This window comes from Mycolicibacterium sp. Y3 (genome assembly GCF_051188035.1).
GTDB classification, from domain to species: Bacteria; Actinomycetota; Actinomycetes; order Mycobacteriales; family Mycobacteriaceae; genus Mycobacterium; species Mycobacterium fluoranthenivorans.
On sequence record NZ_JAVQLT010000001.1, the window covers coordinates 5,957,110 to 5,973,337 of the forward strand.

General features: G+C 67.9%; 12 protein-coding genes. 3 read left to right on the top strand and 9 right to left on the bottom strand.

From position 1 onward, the window contains the following. Window positions 1–10 precede the first annotated feature (10 nt). The 8 genes from grpE to QN239_RS29255 all read right to left on the bottom strand — a co-directional run bounded on the left by grpE (window position 11) and on the right by QN239_RS29255 (window position 12,502). Entirely contained in the window at window positions 11–607 is a 597-nt protein-coding gene (gene grpE / locus QN239_RS29220; RefSeq protein WP_499015739.1) for a nucleotide exchange factor GrpE, read from the bottom strand. Then, a complete protein-coding gene (dnaK, locus tag QN239_RS29225; RefSeq protein ID WP_499015740.1) occupies window positions 604–2,454 on the bottom strand; it encodes a molecular chaperone DnaK in 1,851 nt (616 codons plus the stop codon). The genes grpE and dnaK overlap by 4 nt, the downstream gene beginning before the upstream one ends. Window positions 2,455–2,588: 134 nt before the next feature. Beyond that, window positions 2,589–3,296: a histone deacetylase gene (locus QN239_RS29230; RefSeq protein WP_499015743.1), complete on the bottom strand. Its 708-nt coding sequence runs from the start codon at window positions 3,294–3,296 to the stop codon at window positions 2,589–2,591. Next, on the bottom strand, window positions 3,293–4,855 hold the full coding sequence (locus tag QN239_RS29235) for a peptide ligase PGM1-related protein (protein WP_499015745.1): 1,563 nt from the start codon (window positions 4,853–4,855) through the stop codon (window positions 3,293–3,295). The genes QN239_RS29230 and QN239_RS29235 overlap by 4 nt, the downstream gene beginning before the upstream one ends. A 4-nt stretch (window positions 4,856–4,859) precedes the next feature. Continuing rightward, window positions 4,860–6,380 (bottom strand): response regulator, encoded by a 1,521-nt coding sequence (locus tag QN239_RS29240; protein WP_499015746.1) that lies wholly within the window; start codon window positions 6,378–6,380, stop codon window positions 4,860–4,862. Continuing rightward, on the bottom strand, window positions 6,377–9,247 hold the full coding sequence (locus QN239_RS29245) for an ATP-binding protein (RefSeq protein WP_499015748.1): 2,871 nt from the start codon (window positions 9,245–9,247) through the stop codon (window positions 6,377–6,379). Before QN239_RS29245 ends, QN239_RS29240 begins: the two co-directional genes overlap by 4 nt. 212 nt (window positions 9,248–9,459) lie before the next feature. Next, window positions 9,460–9,768 carry a hypothetical protein gene (locus QN239_RS29250; protein ID WP_499015750.1) on the bottom strand — a complete coding sequence of 103 codons (309 nt, stop codon included), beginning with the start codon at window positions 9,766–9,768 and terminating at the stop codon, window positions 9,460–9,462. 127 nt (window positions 9,769–9,895) lie between these two features. Continuing rightward, a complete protein-coding gene (locus QN239_RS29255; RefSeq protein ID WP_499017008.1) occupies window positions 9,896–12,502 on the bottom strand; it encodes a LuxR C-terminal-related transcriptional regulator in 2,607 nt (868 codons plus the stop codon). A 197-nt stretch (window positions 12,503–12,699) separates the two neighbouring features. Between QN239_RS29255 and QN239_RS29260 the strand changes: the two genes are divergently transcribed. The 3 genes from QN239_RS29260 to QN239_RS29270 all read left to right on the top strand — a co-directional run bounded on the left by QN239_RS29260 (window position 12,700) and on the right by QN239_RS29270 (window position 15,383). After that, window positions 12,700–12,999, top strand: coding sequence for a hypothetical protein (locus QN239_RS29260; RefSeq protein WP_090359006.1), 300 nt, complete (start codon window positions 12,700–12,702; stop codon window positions 12,997–12,999). A 137-nt stretch (window positions 13,000–13,136) separates the two neighbouring features. After that, on the top strand, window positions 13,137–13,967 hold the full coding sequence (locus QN239_RS29265; protein WP_499015751.1) for an Abi-alpha family protein: 831 nt from the start codon (window positions 13,137–13,139) through the stop codon (window positions 13,965–13,967). A gap of 99 nt (window positions 13,968–14,066) precedes the next feature. Next, window positions 14,067–15,383, top strand: a complete 1,317-nt coding sequence (locus QN239_RS29270) for a DUF445 domain-containing protein (protein ID WP_499015753.1) — start codon at window positions 14,067–14,069, stop codon at window positions 15,381–15,383. On the opposite strand, the gene QN239_RS29275 is transcribed toward QN239_RS29270, so the two are convergent. After that, entirely contained in the window at window positions 15,367–16,188 is an 822-nt protein-coding gene (locus tag QN239_RS29275; RefSeq protein WP_499015755.1) for a hypothetical protein, read from the bottom strand. The genes QN239_RS29270 and QN239_RS29275 overlap by 17 nt on opposite strands. Window positions 16,189–16,228: the final 40 nt, after the last annotated feature.

Here is a 16,228-nt window from a genome sequence, read left to right on the forward strand (position 1 = left end):
CTTACGGTGCCTAGTCTTCTGATTCTGCGGGTTGTTCGGTGCTGGGCGCGGCATTGCCGACCGTGTCGACCACACCGACCATGGCGTGCCGCACCACCTGGTCTCCGACCTTGTAGCCCTGGCGCATCACGGTGCCCAGCACCGGGTTGGAACCGTCACCCTCGTGCTGCACGGCCTCGTGCAGCGACGGATCGAACGGATCCCCCTCGGCGCCGAACGCCGAAAGCCCAAGGTTTTCAAGGGCGGTCACCAGTTTCTCGGCCACCGACTTCAGCGGCCCGGAATCCAGGTCACCGTGGCTTCGGGCCCGTTCCAGGTCGTCGAGCACGCCCAGCAACTGGGTGAGCACGGCAACCTTGGCGCGGTCCGCGGTGACCTGTTGGTCGCGCAGCGCCCGCTTGCGGTAGTTAGCGAACTCGGCCTGGACCCGTTGCAGGTCCGCGGTCAGTTCGGCGATTTTCTCATCGCTTGGCGCGGTGTCCGCGGGAGCCGCCTCCCCAGATTCCTCTGAGGAGAGCGGCCCCTGCTCACGAACTTCACCGGTGACCGGATCGACGCGCCGTTTGTCGGTGATGGTCACCGGCTCGTGCGAATCGCTCTCGCTCACTTGCGCTCCTGATCCTCATCGACGACCTCGGCGTCTACCACGTTGTCGTCCGAGCCGGCCGAACCGGACTCGCCGGACGCCTGCTCGGCCTGGGTGGCCTCGTAGATGGCCTGGCCCAGGGCCTGGCTCTCGGTGCCCAGCTTCTCCATCGCCGACTTGATGGCGGCGATATCGGTACCGGCCAGTGCCGCCTTGGCCTCGGCGATCGCGGAGTCCACCTTGGTCAAGGTGTCCTCGGGGACCTTCGAACCGCCCTCGGCCTCACGCTGTTCCTTGACGAACTTCTCCGTCTGGTAGACCAGCGACTCGGCCTGGTTGCGGACGTCGGCCTCTTCGCGACGCTGACGATCCTCCTCGGCGTGCGCCTCGGCATCCTTGATCATCCGGTCGATCTCCTCCTTGGAAAGGCCGGAGCCCTCCTGGATCTTGATCGTGTTCTCCTTGCCGGTGCCCTTGTCCTTCGCGGTGACGTGCACGATGCCGTTGGCGTCGATGTCGAAGGTGACCTCGATCTGCGGGACACCACGCGGGGCCGGCGGGATACCGGTCAGCTCGAAGGAGCCCAGCAGCTTGTTGTGCGAAGCGATCTCGCGCTCGCCCTGGAACACCTGGATCTGCACCGACGGCTGATTGTCGTCGGCCGTGGTGAAGGTCTCCGACCGCTTGGTGGGGATGGTGGTGTTGCGCTCGATCAGCTTGGTCATCACGCCACCCTTGGTTTCGATACCGAGGGACAGCGGGGTGACGTCAAGCAGCAGAACGTCTTTCACCTCACCCTTGAGGACACCGGCCTGCAGGGCAGCGCCCACGGCCACGACCTCGTCGGGGTTGACACCCTTGTTGGGTTCCTTGCCGCCGGTCAATTCCTTGACCAGATCGGTGACGGCGGGCATCCGGGTGGAACCACCCACCAGCACGACGTGGTCGATCTCGGAGACCGAGATACCGGCGTCCTTGATGACCGACTGGAACGGCTTGCGGGTGCGGTCCAGCAGGTCCTGGGTGATGCGCTGGAACTCCGACCGGGTCAGCTGCTCGTCGAGGAACAGCGGGTTCTTGTCGGCGTCGACGGTGATGTAGGGCAGGTTGATCGAGGTGCTCTGGCTGGAGCTGAGCTCGATCTTTGCCTTCTCGGCCGCTTCACGCAGCCGCTGCATGGCCATCTTGTCCTTGGTCAGGTCGATGCCGCTGGTGCCCTTGAACTTCTCCACCAGCCATTCGACGATCCGGTCGTCCCAGTCGTCGCCACCGAGGTGGTTGTCGCCGGACGTGGCGCGGACCTCGACGACACCGTCGCCGATTTCCAGCAGCGAGACGTCGAACGTGCCGCCACCGAGGTCGAAGACCAGGATGGTCTGTTCCTTCTCGCCCTTGTCCAGGCCGTAGGCCAGCGCGGCCGCGGTCGGCTCGTTGACGATGCGGAGCACGTTGAGGCCGGCGATCTGGCCGGCTTCCTTGGTGGCCTGACGCTGAGCGTCGTTGAAGTACGCGGGCACCGTGATGACGGCGTCGGCGATGTCCTCGCCGAGGTAGGCCTCCGCGTCGCGCTTCAGCTTCTGCAGGATGCGGGCGCTGATCTCCTGCGGCGTGTAGTTCTTACCGTCGATCTCCACGGTCCAGTCCGTGCCGATCTCACGCTTGACCGAACGGATGGTCCGGTCGACGTTGGTCACCGCCTGGTTCTTGGCGGGCTGTCCGACCAGCACCTCGCCGTTGCGCGCGAACGCGACGACCGACGGGGTGGTCCGGGAGCCCTCGGAGTTGGCGACGACGACGGGGTCGCCACCTTCCAGCACTGAGACGACGGAGTTGGTGGTCCCGAGGTCGATACCGACCGCACGAGCCATAGTTGGTTCCTCCTGAATAATTGCTGTTCGATGACACTGATTCGGATCTGAGCGAACCTCGCTCAAGCCTGCACCTGCGGGCGGCTGCCTGTCAAGCCAGAGTTGAGTCTGATGCACTCAAGTTGTCGAAATGGTCAACGGGCCGTCCCGCCGTTTTGTTCCCCCACGCCCGAAATCGACGAAATGGCTGTCACTGAGGGGTCACGAGCAGCCATGTCGTCGGTCTCGGCCACCAGCCGCAGCTGCTCGGCCGTCCATCCGGGGGCCATACCACGAGCTCCCAGCAGATAGTCGCTCCGCTGTTCCGCGGTCCAGCCGAAGGTCTCACCGAGGCCGTCCAGCACCGTGCGAAGGTAAGGCGCCGACGGCGTCGACGGCTCCAGGTCGCGCAGCGACGTGAGGGTCAGCATGGGCAGCCCGTCCAGCTCGTCCACGTAGAACAGCGTCTCGTAGGTCTCCGACGGCAGCGCCCACCCGTGTCCGACCTCCGCGCCGGGCACCAGATCGCTGCCCACCGGATGCCGGATCTCCTGGGCGACGACGTCGACGAGCTGGCCGAACCGCACCAGGTAGGCGCGAGCGGCCAGCCCCCCTCCGCGGGCGGGGTCGTAGAACGCCATACCGCCGCCCCACACCGTCGAGCGGCCCGCGAAGACCAGCCCACCCGGGAGCACCGTCGCGGCACTCTCGGTCGGCAGGGCTTGATCGCGGCACCCCGTGTACGTGCGGCGCGCACCCACCGGCCGGCCGCCGGCGAGGTAACAGTGGAAACGCGCCGCGCACAGGTTCGATCCGTACGCGACGTACCAGACGGGATCCGCGGTCCCCGGTCTCGGGATCAACCGACGAGGATTCCTTCTTCGCGGGCCGCGGTCGCCTCGGCGAGCAGCACCGACTGCGCCCGCTCGTACACCAGCCGGGCCTCCCCGGGACTGTCACCCACCGCGGTCAGTCCCACCCGTCCGCACTCGGTGAGGCAGCTGATCATATGGAAAACGACCCCCGTACAACGTGATTGATCGAAGTGCAGGCCGTGGACCACCGTGATGTCGAACAGGTCCGCGACCGTGAGTGCCTTCAACCGGTCGTCTTCCAGGTGGTCGGTGGCGACCAGGTACTTGGGCACACCCGCGGGGGTGCGGAACATCCCGTCCGCGCCGTCGTAGCTCCCGCCGGTGAGGAATTGCAGGGTCAGGAACGGGTGGGTGGTACCGCCCTTGCGAAGGTTCAGTTCGATGGCGTACGGGGTCCAGCCACCGCTGTCGTCCTGCACCACCACGTAATCCACCGCGAATCGGCCGAGCACACCGAGGCCGGCGAGGTGCCGCCCGATCACCATCGCTGATTCGGCGATGGCCGCGGCGTAGGCGGGATCGGCCGGGAACTGGCAGCCCAGATACTGCTGGCCGCTCTTGCCGCCCAGCAACTGGTCGTGGGTGGACAACAGTTCGACGGTGCCGTCCGGCAACGCCCGCATCTGCACACTTGGGCTGGTCAGCACGCGCCCGGTGATCCGCTCCTCGACAATGCCGCCGTGCCGGCCGAAAGCCTCCAGATACGCACTCAGCGCCAGGTTCTCGGCCTCCAGCCGCATCGCGTGCACCCGTTCGGTGATGATCGCCGCCTCGTCGGGCGACCCACAGGCGGGCAGCCCCCGCAGGTCCACCAGCGCGTTACCCTCGCCGGAGACACCCTCGTTGAGTTTCACGATCGCCTCGGTCAGCGACGGGCGCCGCACCCGCATCGCCTGAATGCCGGCGACGATATCGTCGACCGAGCGGAGCCCCTCGGCTCCGACCGGGCACGGCACCGCGAGTTCGGAGAACATCCGCCGGCACCCGCTCTTGCCCCCGAGGTCGGCGAAGCGGGGGTCCGAGCCGTACATCGGGATACCCAGGGCCAGTGCGATGTCCCGCTCCAACGGTGTGGTGTTGTACGGGATCAGGTGGCTGCGGCGCTGATTCGGGATCAGCGCCCGGATCTCACGGAGCAGCCTTGGCCGGGCGAGCAGTTTCGCGCTCAGCGGTTCCGGTGCGGCATCGCCGACCGCCACCAGCGTGAGCCTGGCGCGGGCATGGGTGGGGATCACGCCGGGCAGCAGCCCGAGGTAGTACTCCACGATCGATTCGGAGACCGGCTGCAATGTCACATAGATCATCCGCAACCGCGGTTGGCGCAGCAGCAGGAGCAGGAACAGCGCCCGTTCCTCCATGGCGGCCATGATGGTTCCACTGCGGGCGGTCGGTCGCTCGATGCTGATCGAGGGAACCACGACCACCGATTCGTCCTCGAGTCCCAGCCGCATCGACTCCCACACCGAGGGCATGGTCCGCTGCAGATCCTCGAAGGTGCGGTAGCGCTCCGCGTCGTCCAGAAGTGCCAACGTCCGGGTATCGGGCATGGTGTCACCAATCCTTCTTGTCTGGCTCCGGTGGCGGTGCGATGCCGTTGACGTGGTGGACACGCACCGATCGGCTGAATCCCTTGGGTTGCACATCCCCGAACAGTTCCGAGGTGCAGATCTCCGCGATGGGCGCGAGGACCCGGTTGGTGACCAGCACCTGCCACGGCCCGGCGTCTCCGCACAACCGGGCCGCGAGATTGGTGACGCTGCCGATGGCGGCATAGTCGAATCGGCCCTCGAACCCGATCCGGCCCAGCGTCGCAAAGCCTTGCGCGATACCGATACCCAGCGCCAGGTCGTAGCCGTTACGCTCCCAGCGCACCGCGAGCTCTCGCACTTCGTCGCGGATGCCCAAGGCTGTCCGAACGGCGCGTTCGGCTGGATCTTCGCACGGCACAGGGTCGTTGAAGAACACCATGATCCCGTCGCCGGTGAACCGCTCGAGGGTGCCCCCGTAGGCGTGGACCAGCGAACCGATGACGCGGTGATACTCGGCGAGTACCCCCATCACCTCCTCGGGCTCGCTGGTCTCGGCGAACGGGGTGAACTTGCGCAAGTCGGTGAACAGCACCACGACCTCGCGACGGTGACTGCTGAGCAGGCTCTCGTCGCCCACCACCAGATCGGCCAATTGTGGCGACAGGAAACGGCGCAACCGGTTGGTGCGCTCCAGATCGGCCACCTGCCGGGCCACCCGGGCCTCCAACTCGCGGTTCCATTCCGCCAACTCGTCGGCCTGACGCCGGATGGTGTCCTGGAATCGTTTGATCCGCGCCAACGATGCGACCCGGGCGAGCAACTCGCTCTGGTCGAAGGGTTTGGAGACGAAATCGTCGGCCCCGGATTCCAGTGCGGTGAGCCGTTGTTCACCGCCGCTGGCGGTGATCATCACCACGGGCAGGAACTCGGTCGACGGGACGGCGCGGATCCGGCGGCAGACCTGGTGTCCGTCCATCTCCGGCATCACGACGTCCAGCAGCACCAGGTCGATGTTCTCGCGGGACAGTATGTCCAGTGCCTCCGCGCCGGACGCCGCCGTGACGATCCGGTAGCCGTGCGGTGTCAGTACCGCCTCCAGCAACCGCAGATTGGCCGGCGCGTCGTCCACCGCGAGGATGGTCACGGCGGCGGCCTCGTCGGTCGCGGCCGGGGCCGCGGCCAGGAACTCCTCGATCTGCCCGGGCAGGGCACGCACACTGATCGGCTTCTCGATGTAACCGTCGAATCCGGCCTGCGCGGCGCGTTCCGGATCCTCGGCCATCGCCAGGGCGGTGACGGCCACGACGGGTACGCCGGGCCGGAGAATGCCCTGCCGCAACCGGCGTAGCGTCTCGAAGCCGTCGATTCCGGGAAGCTGCAGGTCCATCAGTACGAGATCGGGTGGGTCCTGTTGGGCCAGACGCAGACCGTCCTCCCCCGATCGCGCCTCGGACACCTGGTGCCCGGCGAACTGGAGGATGTCGCGCACCAGTTTGAGATTGAGCGTGTTGTCCTCGATCACCAGGACGCGCCGGCCGGTCACGACGACCCCGCCGCGGGCAGCACGCCCACGCTGCGCAGCGCACCGACGAGTTCGTCCCGGCGCACCGGCTTGAGCAGATACGCGGCCGCACCCAAGGCCAGCCCCCGCGAGCGGTGGTCCACCGTCGAGGCGATCACCACCGGGATCGTCGCGGTGGCGGGATCGGCCTTGAGCGCTTCGAGCACCTGCCAGCCGTCCAGCCGGGGCAGCCTTACTTCGAGCACCACGGCGACGGGCCGCACCGCGCGTATCAGGTCGACGGCCTTGTCGCCGTCCCACGCGCGCATGACATCGACGGGGAACTGCCCCAGGTAGGCGTCGACCAGATCCTGCGATGCCCGGTCCTCGTCGAACACGAGCACCACCGGCTGCCCGTCGGGACGGGCCACGCCGTCGGCGGCGGCCCGCGCGGGCAGGCCCGGGACCGAGAACCCGAAGGTGCTCCCTGCCCCCACGGTGCTGTCCAGCCACATCCGGCCGCCGAACAGTCTGACGATGCGCCGCGACAAGGTCAGGCCGAGGCCGGTGCCCTCCTCTTTCGGGGCGCCGCGGCCGCCCTGCTGGAAGGACTCGAAGATCCGGTCCTGATCCTCCGGCGGCACCCCGATTCCGGTGTCGGTCACCGTCACCACCAGGTGGGTGCCCTCCCGTTCGGCACGCACGGAGACACTCCCGCCGTCCGGGGTGAACTTCACCGCGTTGGACAGCAGGTTGAGCAGCACCTGCTTGAACCTCCGCTCGTCGGCCTCGATCAGTTCGACATCGCCGCCGATGTGGACGGTGAGTTCGATATCGTGCTGGGCGGCCCGCTCGCGGACCATGGCCAGCGCGGCCTCCACGACGGTGCCGACCACGAAAGTGCTTGGCTCAAGCTCCATCTGGCCGTCCTCGACCTTGGACAGATCCAGGATCTCGTTGATGAGCTCGAGCAGGTGCTGACCCGAGTTGCGGATATCGCGCAGATACTCGTCCTGGCGTTCGTTGACCTCACCGAACATCCGGTCCAGCAGCACCTCGGAGAATCCGATCACCGCGTTGAGCGGGGTTCGCAGTTCGTGGGACATGCTCGCCAGGAACTCGGATTTGTGCCTGCCTGCGATCTCGAGCTCGCGGGTCTTGGTCTCCAGTTCGCCGAACAGCCGCGCGTTGACGATGGCCAGGGCCGACTGGCTGGCGAACGCCTCGAGCATCTCGATCACATCGGGTGGGAACGATCCCGTTCCGCGCCGCCGGATCACCAGGACCCCGACCATCGTGTCGCTGCGGACCATCGGGACCGCGAGCATCGAGCGCCAGCCCTCACGCAACACGGCGTCCAGATAAGGGTCGGGCTCCGCCTGTGCGATATCGGCGATCTCCAACACCCTGCGCTGCAGCGCCGTCCGTGCCACCACCGTGGAGTGGCGATCGATCGCCATCAGCCGCAGCCGGGCGAGCAGTTCCGCACTGCCGCCGAACGACGCGCGCACATCGAACGAGTCGGTGGATTCGTGGTACTCCAGGATCGATCCGCCGTCGGTGCCCAGGGTGATGTCACCGAAACCCAGATTGGTCAGGCGCACCGCATTCCGGACGATCTGGTCGAGCACCTCATCCAGATCGAGGCTGGAGCCGACCGCCTCACCCACCTCCCGCAGCGCCTCCAGCTGCGCAACCTTGCTGGCCAGCTCGGCTCCCCTGGATTCCAGGCTGCGCATCAGGTCGACCTGCCGCAGCACGATCGCCCCCTGCGCGGCGAACTCTTCGAGCAACTCCCGTTCCCTGGCGTCGAACGGCGCCACCTCGGTGCGCCACATGGACAGCACGCCGACCACCTCGTCGGCCACGATCATCGGGGTGGACAACAAGGTGCGGAACCCGGCCAGCCGCTGCAGGTCCAGGCGCCCGTAGTCGTCGTCCTTGAGCACATCGGCAACCTGATGGGTGCACATGTCCTCGGCAGCCCGCCCGACGGTCGACAGCCTGTTCCTGGCGATCGGATGGGCCACCAGCAGCCGGCGATACTCCTCCGGGGTCTCTGCGGACACGCGTGAGACATGGAACATATCGCCGCTGAGCAGGAAGAGCTGGGCGGCGCGCGCCCGGCACAGCCTGGCGGCGTACTCGACGACCGTGTCGAGCACGGCACCGGGATTCGCGACATCGCGCGCCAGCGCGGACAGGATCTCCCGGCTGGACGCGGATTGTTCGCGGGCGTCCCGCAGCTCGCGGTGCAGCTGGAACGAGTCTCTCGACGTGCGGGCGGTCCGCTCGCCCGGATCGGGTGCCGCTTGCTCGTTCGCGACCCGCACGAGCGTGATCGTGGTCCACGCACCGACGTGGATGCGGTCACCGTCCTTCAGCGGCGTCTCGACATCGCTGCCGAGCAGGTCTGCACTGCCGTTGAGGCTGGTGCCGTTCGTGGACCCCAGATCGATGATCGTCGGCCCGGTCTCCCGCAACCGCACCATGGCATGCCGGGCGGACACCCCGCGGTCGGCGGGCTCGGCGCCGAGGTCGATATCCGGTACCGCATCCCGGCCGTCGGCCCGCCTTCCGATGAGAGTCTCCTTGCCCCGCAGAGTGATTCGGCGTTCCTCGAAGGCCTGCGGGTAGGCAGGAGAATCGAGTTCGCTGCGTGCGGCGACGCGGTCGTAGAAGTCGCGGTCGGCGGTCACCACGGCCACCCATTGCGCAACCGGTCCGGTGTCGACCCCGCAGCCCTCGCAGAACCGTCCGCTGCGGTGCGCCCCGCAGGTGGGACATACCGTGACGGCGGGCGAAACGGGCTGTGCCGGTGCGCTTTCACCGGCACCGGCGACGGGTTCGCCGCAGATATCGCAGAAGTCCCCGGCGGCCGACGAATGCCCCCCGGCGCACGTCGTCATCCGAAGGTCTCGCACATCCGCGCGGTGGCCGCCAGAGTGCCCCGATCGCTCATGATCCCTCTATCGTCAGCCCTCTTCGAGGCGATGGTAACCGCCCGTTCGACGCGGCGGCGGGCAATGACCGTTTGACGGTGCCCAGCCGGGCATGAAGCCCGGCTGCCCTGCGCCGCAACATAGTTGCCGAAGCAAGCACTCGCGTCGGGCGTCGTCGGTCAGCACCCGACATCGACGTAGACGGTCTTGCTGAGCAAGGTGGTGACCAGGCTGGTGCCCGCCCCGGGCGCGCCGGTGTCGGTGCGGGAGTACAGCTGACCGGGCCGGACCGACCGGACCGAACAGTCCGCGCCCACCGCGGTGCCGACCCGGTCCACGATGACGGTGTAGCCCTGCGCCTCCAGATCGGCGATGGTCGCATCGACGGTGGAGGGTCCGGCGGGGGCGGCGACGGCGGGCGGGGCGTCGCCCAGCAACGCGGCGAGCAGCGCGGCCGTACCGACGGCGCAGATGAGGATGTTCTTCATGATCGTGCCTTCCTCGGGTGTCCGGCGGAACCTCCGTTCAGGTCCCGATGAAGGCAATCGTGGGCCGGTTCGGACCCGGTGGACTGAGTAGCGGACCACTGCAATCTGGCCGCCGCACGGCCGGCTGCTACTTAGCGCCGGGAAACAGCGCCGCCAGCTCTTGTCGGCTGGAGGTGCCCGTCTTCGCCATCGCCCGGTAGACATGGCTCTCGACGGTGCGCACCGCTACCGTCAGCCGCTTGGCGATGGCCCGGTTGGACAGCCCGTGGGCGACCAGCATGACGATTTCGCGTTCCCGGTCGGTCAACGGCAGCCGTTCGGCGGCCGCGCGTAGTGCGGGCGTGTCGGCACCTCCGCACGTGGCGGCCAGCGATTCCGCCCGGCTCGCGGCGGTCAGTGCCGACCCGCGCAGTTCCCGGCGGCGATACTCGACACTGGCAAGGGCCGTCGCGTCCACGGCGGCGACGAGATCACCGATCTGCTCGAATTCTTCGCCCACCGCGGCGAGTTCACCGGCGTCACCGTCGCGCAGCGCCGCGGCGAACCGGGCGGCGACGCGCGCCCGGGTCCCACCGATCTGCTCGGCGAGTTCACGCAGTCGAGCTGCTCGCGAGCAGTCCCCGAACTGGGCCACGGTCTGCAGGCACATCACCTCGGCTCCGAATTGCCCTCTGGTACAGGCACGTTCAGCGGCGGAGAGCAGGATGGCGACGGCTTCACCGAGCGTGCCCGCGCTTGCGCTCACCCAGGCGTGGGCCAGGCTGCGCTCGTGGTCCAGCGAGCGGAACGGGCGCGGCAGATCATCGAATTCGGCAAGCACATCGGCCGCTTCACGGGCACGGCCCTGGATGGCCAGCGCCATGGCATGCGGGAAGTGGTAGCGGAAACCCCATCCGATCGCATGACCGGATGCCGACAGAGCCGAGGCCGCGTCCTCCAACAACATCCGGGCGGTGTCGAGCCGGCCGGCGCCGAGGGCAGCGCGTCCCACCACGGCGGCCCCCAGTAGATGCGCCGCCCCCGGCAGATCCGCCGCCTGGGCGCGCACCCGCTCGGCCACGTCGAGGGCCTCGCCCACCCGCCCGGCCAGGAGTAGCGCGGAGACATGCGCGTCGGCGATGTTGAACCGCATCTGCGGAGCATCGAAAGAGCGGGCCGCGATGGTGTACCCGGCATCGGCGATCGCCACCGCTTCCTCGGTGCGGCCGGCGTCGGCGTATATCGCCGCCAGCGCCCACGCCACCTCGGCGTCGGCGACAGCCGGAAGGTTGTCCAGCGCGAGACCCTCGGCCGCTTCGATCGCCTGCGCCGGCCGGTCCATGGCGAACCAGTAGACCGTGCGAAACGCCTGGATATAGCCGGTTGTCCGGGGTGCAAGACGGTCCGACACGCTGTCGATGAGCTCCCTGGCTCGGGCCGGATCGCTGAGCACCCACAGCATGTTGCTGGCCCGCAGGAACGCGAATCTGGCCCGTTCCTCATCGCTCAGTTCAGCGACGTCGATGTCCGCGAGGACCGCCTCGGCCGCGTCACCCCGACTCAGCCAGGAGAGCGCATGGGCGCGAACGAAGTTGGCCTCCCAACCCGCCCCGGCTCTGATCGCCGCCTCGGCGAGCCGATCGGCGAGGGGCAGATCCGCCAGCCACACCGCACCGTGTGCGGCCCGGACCAGGAGCGCCGCGTCGGGCGCCACGTCGGAGTCCAGCGTCAAGGTGGCGCGGCGCACCACTACCCGGACGTCGTCACGTTCGGCCGATCCGGCCAGTTCGCCTGCCACCAAGCCGCGCAGCCGCCGCAATCGGGTGGGCGCCGCACGGGCGCGGCGCACCTCGCCGTACAGCGGATGCGCGACCCTCGCCTCCACCGCACCGTCGATGTTCTCCAGCCTGATCAGCCCGCGGGCATCGGCCTCTTCCACCGCACCGGCGCCGGTGATTCGGGTGAGCGCCGCCAGTTCGATCGGCTCCCCGACCGCCAGCACGTCCAGCACATCGCTCACCGGCGCCGGCAGATCGCCCATCCGGGATTCGATCAGTTCGACCAGGCTCGGAGCCACGACCGGGTCGCCCGTCCAGCGCCATTGGCCGTGCCGGTTCGCCAGCCGCCCGTCGGCCAACTCGCGCTCGACAAGAGTGTGCAGATACAGCGCGTTGCCCTTCGTCAGTGCCCACAGTCGCTGCGCCGCATCGGGATCCACCGGCCCGGTCAGGGTTGCCGACAACAGCGCGGCCACCTCGTCGGGGGTCAGCGGCGCCAGGTCGATGCGGTCGAACTCCGCGCCGTGCCAGATCTCCCGCACGGCAGTGGGAATCGGCTCACCGTCGCGCACGGTGAGGACCACCTTCGCCGCCTCCCGCTGAACGATCTGCTGCACGACGAACGTCGACAGATCATCCAACAGCGGCGCGTCGTCCACGCCGATGACCACCGGAGTGCCGGGCTGCGCCGCCGTGAGCGCCTCGATCACCCCGTGGACCAACCGGATCGGATCGGTCACCCCCGCCTGCGCCCATGCGGTGAAGGCGCCCAGCGGGACTATTCGTGCCGACGAAGTGGCCACCGCCCAACGCGTGCGGGCTCCCCGCGCTGCCGAAGCAGACAGGGCCTCCCGGACGATCCTGCTCTTGCCCACGCCCGCGGCGCCGCACACCACAACCCCGGGAACACCCGGGGCCAGGATGGCCGCCTCGATCACGCTCATCTCGGCAGCCCGGCCGGTCAGCGGCCAGGACATGCGCACCACCGAAGCGTAAGAGAGCGGTCCCCGGCGTGTGGCCGGAAAGTGTCGGGCGCGATCGCGACGCCCGAGCCAGTGCCACCCGGCGAACGGCGGCAGGAAAGGCTCGCCAGGCGACACCACCCGGGATCCGCGCCCCTGACCGATGCCGGTACGCCACGTTCGTCTTAAGGTTTCAGACCATGCAGACGACCGTGAAGCGCGCGGCCCGGAGATTGTCCACGGCCGCCGCCGTAGCTTTCCTCCCCCTCGCGTTCACCGCCGCGGTGAACCCGGCCATCGGTTACGCCGACTGCGAGGGCGGGCAGTGGTGGGACCCCGTGGCCAACACCTGTCAGGCGCCGCTGGTGCCCAACTGTGAGAACGGTTGGTGGGATCCGGTGGCCAGCACCTGCCGCCCCGCGGTCGCCACCGTGCCGCTGGCGTGCGATGACGGCTGGTGGTGGGATCCGGTGGGCAACGTGTGCCGCCCACCGCTGCTGCCGCCGCAATAGGCAGCCGCAATTAGGCAGCTGCAATTAGGCAAAGGCCCACCCGGCCCGTCGCGCGGTTCCACCGGGTACCGTGCCCGTAATCACCAACCGTCGGTCGCGTTCGACCACGGCTGACCTCGGCGCACCTGGGGAGTTCGATGGCGCAAGACATTTCGAAGCACGTACCGGACGTCGACCCCGACGTCGGCGCGGATATCACCGTGGACCAGCCACAGAACCGGGACGGCCACGAGCGTCGGGCCTTCAAGCTGGCCACCCCCGTCGGCGATCTCGCGGTGATCATCCGCACCCCCCGCAGGCGCCCGCTGGTCCCGAAGCGATTCGACCCGTTCGGTATCGCCGACCGTGCCCTGGACGCCGCCAAGGTGGGGTTCAAACTCGCCACCTGGGGTGAGGAGCAGCTGGCCACGATGGTGAAGAACAGGCTGGAGCAACTCGATTCCGCGCCCCGCACCCCGCCGTCGGCCGACCCGGATGCGCCGGAGTCCCTGAACACCAAGATGGGCAAACTGCTCGACCGGGCGTTGGATCAGAGCACCGCCGGCAGCCAGGTGGAACTGTTCCACCGATTGCTGGATCAGCTGGTGGCCGACGAGGCGCGCATCGTCGGCGCATTGTCCGACGGCTCGGCCTCACCGCTGGTGCACGTCTACTCCCGGTCCCGCAACACCGGCCAGCCGGTGCTGGAGAACGCCTGCTTGATCGGCCGCACGGCCAATGTGGCTTTGCCGAATATGGTCCCGCAATACGTCGGTCATCTGCTATCACTTGGTCTGGTTGAGATCGGCCCGGAGGATCCGGCCAAGAAGGCCGACTACGAGATACTCATGGCCGAGCCCATGGTGTTGCGGGCCATCAAGGGCGCGTCCCGCGGACCACTCACCGCGCGGGTGGAGAAGCAGACCCTGGGCCTGTCCGGTCTGGGTCGCGGATTGTGGGAGGCAGCAATGCAACAGGACGGTCCGTGACGTTGCAGCGAGAAGCCCGGGGCGGATCGCGGAGATTGAGGACCAGCGAGCAGCTTGCGGATCGCGCATGAGCACCAGCGAGCAGCTTGCGGATCGCGCATGAGCGGCGAGACGATTCTCGCAATCCAGACCTGGCAGGAGATCAAGGCCGACTTCAGCGTCAACTGGCTGATCTATCTGTCCATGCCGTTCGTGGCCGCCTTCGTCGGCTGGAGCACGAAGATCGTCGCGCTGGAGATGCTGTACCGGCCACTCGAGTTCAAGGGCATCGGCCCCTTCGGCTGGCAGGGCATCGTGCCGCGCCGCGCCGGCAAGGTCGGCTCCAAGACCATCGAGCTGCTCACCCAGAATCTGCTCAAACCCGAGGAGATGCTGGAGAAGGTCGACGCCGCCGAGGCCGTCGAGGCCCTGCGGGAGCCGCTGATCCGGGCCGCCGACGAGATCTCCCGGGACATCGCCGAACAGATCCGGCCAGGGTTGTGGGACTCCCTGCCCGAGGCGGGTCGCAAAGCGATCCAGTCCCGCATCAACACCACGATCCCCCAGGTGATCGAGAACATGCTCAACGAGATGCGCGCCGACCTGCCGCGCTATATCGATGTGCAGTACCTGGCCATCACGACCCTGGTGAAGAACAAGGACAAACTCAACAAGCTGATGCGTGGGCTCGGCGACGATGCCATGGCATTCGTGCGGCGCAGCGGCATCTACTTCGGGCTCGTCATCGGTCTGGTGCAGATGGTGGCCTGGGCGTTGTTCCAGAACCCCTGGATCATGCCCGCGTTCGGCTTCGGCGTCGGGTTCATCAGCGACTACATCGCGCTCAACATGCTGTTCCGGCCGGTCAAGCCGACCAAGATCCTGGGCTTCATCCCGTTCCAGGGCCTGCTGCACGCCCAACGCGAGACCGTCACCGCGGATTACGCCCGGATCCTGTCCGAGGATCTGTTCTCCCCCGAGATCCTCTTCGACGGGGTTCTGCGCGGCCCGGGTTCGGACAAGGTGTTCTCGTTGATCGCCAAGGAGGTCGACGCGGCCATCGACGCCCAGACCGGGATCGCCACCCCGCTGGTGAAGTTCGCGGTGGGCACCGAACGGTACAACGCACTGAAGAACACGCTGGTGGAGATGGTGCTGCAGCGGCTCCCCGACACCCTGCAATATGCCCAGGACTACGCCGTCGGCGCCATGGACCTGGAGGGCACCATCATCGACAAGATGGGTCAGCTCTCCAATGAGGAGTACGAGTCCATCCTGCGCCCGGTGTTCAAGGACGACGAGCCGACGATGATCGCCGTCGGCGCTGTCCTGGGCGGGGTCGTCGGCGAGATCCAGGTGCAGCTGATCGAGAATTTCGGCAACGAGCCACCACACGCCGCGCTGTCCGAGCTGACCCGGGTCATCCTGAGGCAGTGATCCGGTCAGCGGCCGCCGAACGGGGTGCGCCCGGCCGGCGCATGAGCGCTCCGCACGCCAGGGCGGCCAGCACCAACGCCAGACAACCCGCATCGACGACGGCGCCGAGCACCCAGCCGGCCACCGCGGTGCCGAACAGGAATGGCGGCACCCATTCGACCAGCCGAACCCACGATGGCACCTCGGGGTGGCCGTGCGCCCTGGCCCGTGCGTAGTCCGGATAGAAATCGTTGAACGCCACCGCGAACAGCAGCGCCGCCAGCTGCAGGACCCAGCCGGTCCAGAAGTTGTCCGTATCGTGCACCGCCGCATCGCCGATGAAACCGACCGTCGCGGCAAACCCGAACGCACCGGCCCACACACCGGTGACCACCAGGTGGACCCGCACGAAAAGTGATGTGCCCCAACGCTCGGGGCGCACCTTGTGCCGCGCATAGACCATCGTGTAGGGCCGCCGCAGGACCAGTGTGACCGTCGCGTACAGCGCCAGCAGCGCGTTGGTGATGTCACCGGACCACAATTCCAGCCATGCCTTCGTGGCGCTCGAGGCGTGCAGCCCGATGATCGCCAGTACCACGAAGTAGGACACCCCGAGAAACTCGATGACGTGCACCGGGATCCCGCGTTGCCAGCACATCGTCAGGACCAGCACGGACACCGCCAACGCGCCGGACACGGCCACCTCGAACCGGCCCGGCCCGGCCAGCATCGCCATCCACACCCACGGCGCGAGGCCGGAGAACGGCGAGTCCAGAAACTGGACCCACAGGTGGGCACCGTGTCTGGCGCCTTTCATTCCGAGCATTTCGCCGACCCTAGGTCGGCATGCTGTGAAGTTACCCAGA

What these genes read in the sequence shown, in the direction of transcription:
- QN239_RS29275 (WP_499015755.1), bottom strand. Translation starts at nt 16,188, where the DNA reads ATGCTCGGAATGAAAGGCGCCAGACACGGTGCCCACCTGTGGGTCCAG.
- dnaK (WP_499015740.1), bottom strand. Translation starts at nt 2,454, where the DNA reads ATGGCTCGTGCGGTCGGTATCGACCTCGGGACCACCAACTCCGTCGTC.
- QN239_RS29265 (WP_499015751.1), top strand. Translation starts at nt 13,137, where the DNA reads ATGGCGCAAGACATTTCGAAGCACGTACCGGACGTCGACCCCGACGTC.
- QN239_RS29250 (WP_499015750.1), bottom strand. Translation starts at nt 9,768, where the DNA reads ATGAAGAACATCCTCATCTGCGCCGTCGGTACGGCCGCGCTGCTCGCC.
- QN239_RS29270 (WP_499015753.1), top strand. Translation starts at nt 14,067, where the DNA reads ATGAGCGGCGAGACGATTCTCGCAATCCAGACCTGGCAGGAGATCAAG.
- QN239_RS29235 (WP_499015745.1), bottom strand. Translation starts at nt 4,855, where the DNA reads ATGCCCGATACCCGGACGTTGGCACTTCTGGACGACGCGGAGCGCTAC.
- QN239_RS29245 (WP_499015748.1), bottom strand. Translation starts at nt 9,247, where the DNA reads ATGACGACGTGCGCCGGGGGGCATTCGTCGGCCGCCGGGGACTTCTGC.
- QN239_RS29255 (WP_499017008.1), bottom strand. Translation starts at nt 12,502, where the DNA reads ATGTCCTGGCCGCTGACCGGCCGGGCTGCCGAGATGAGCGTGATCGAG.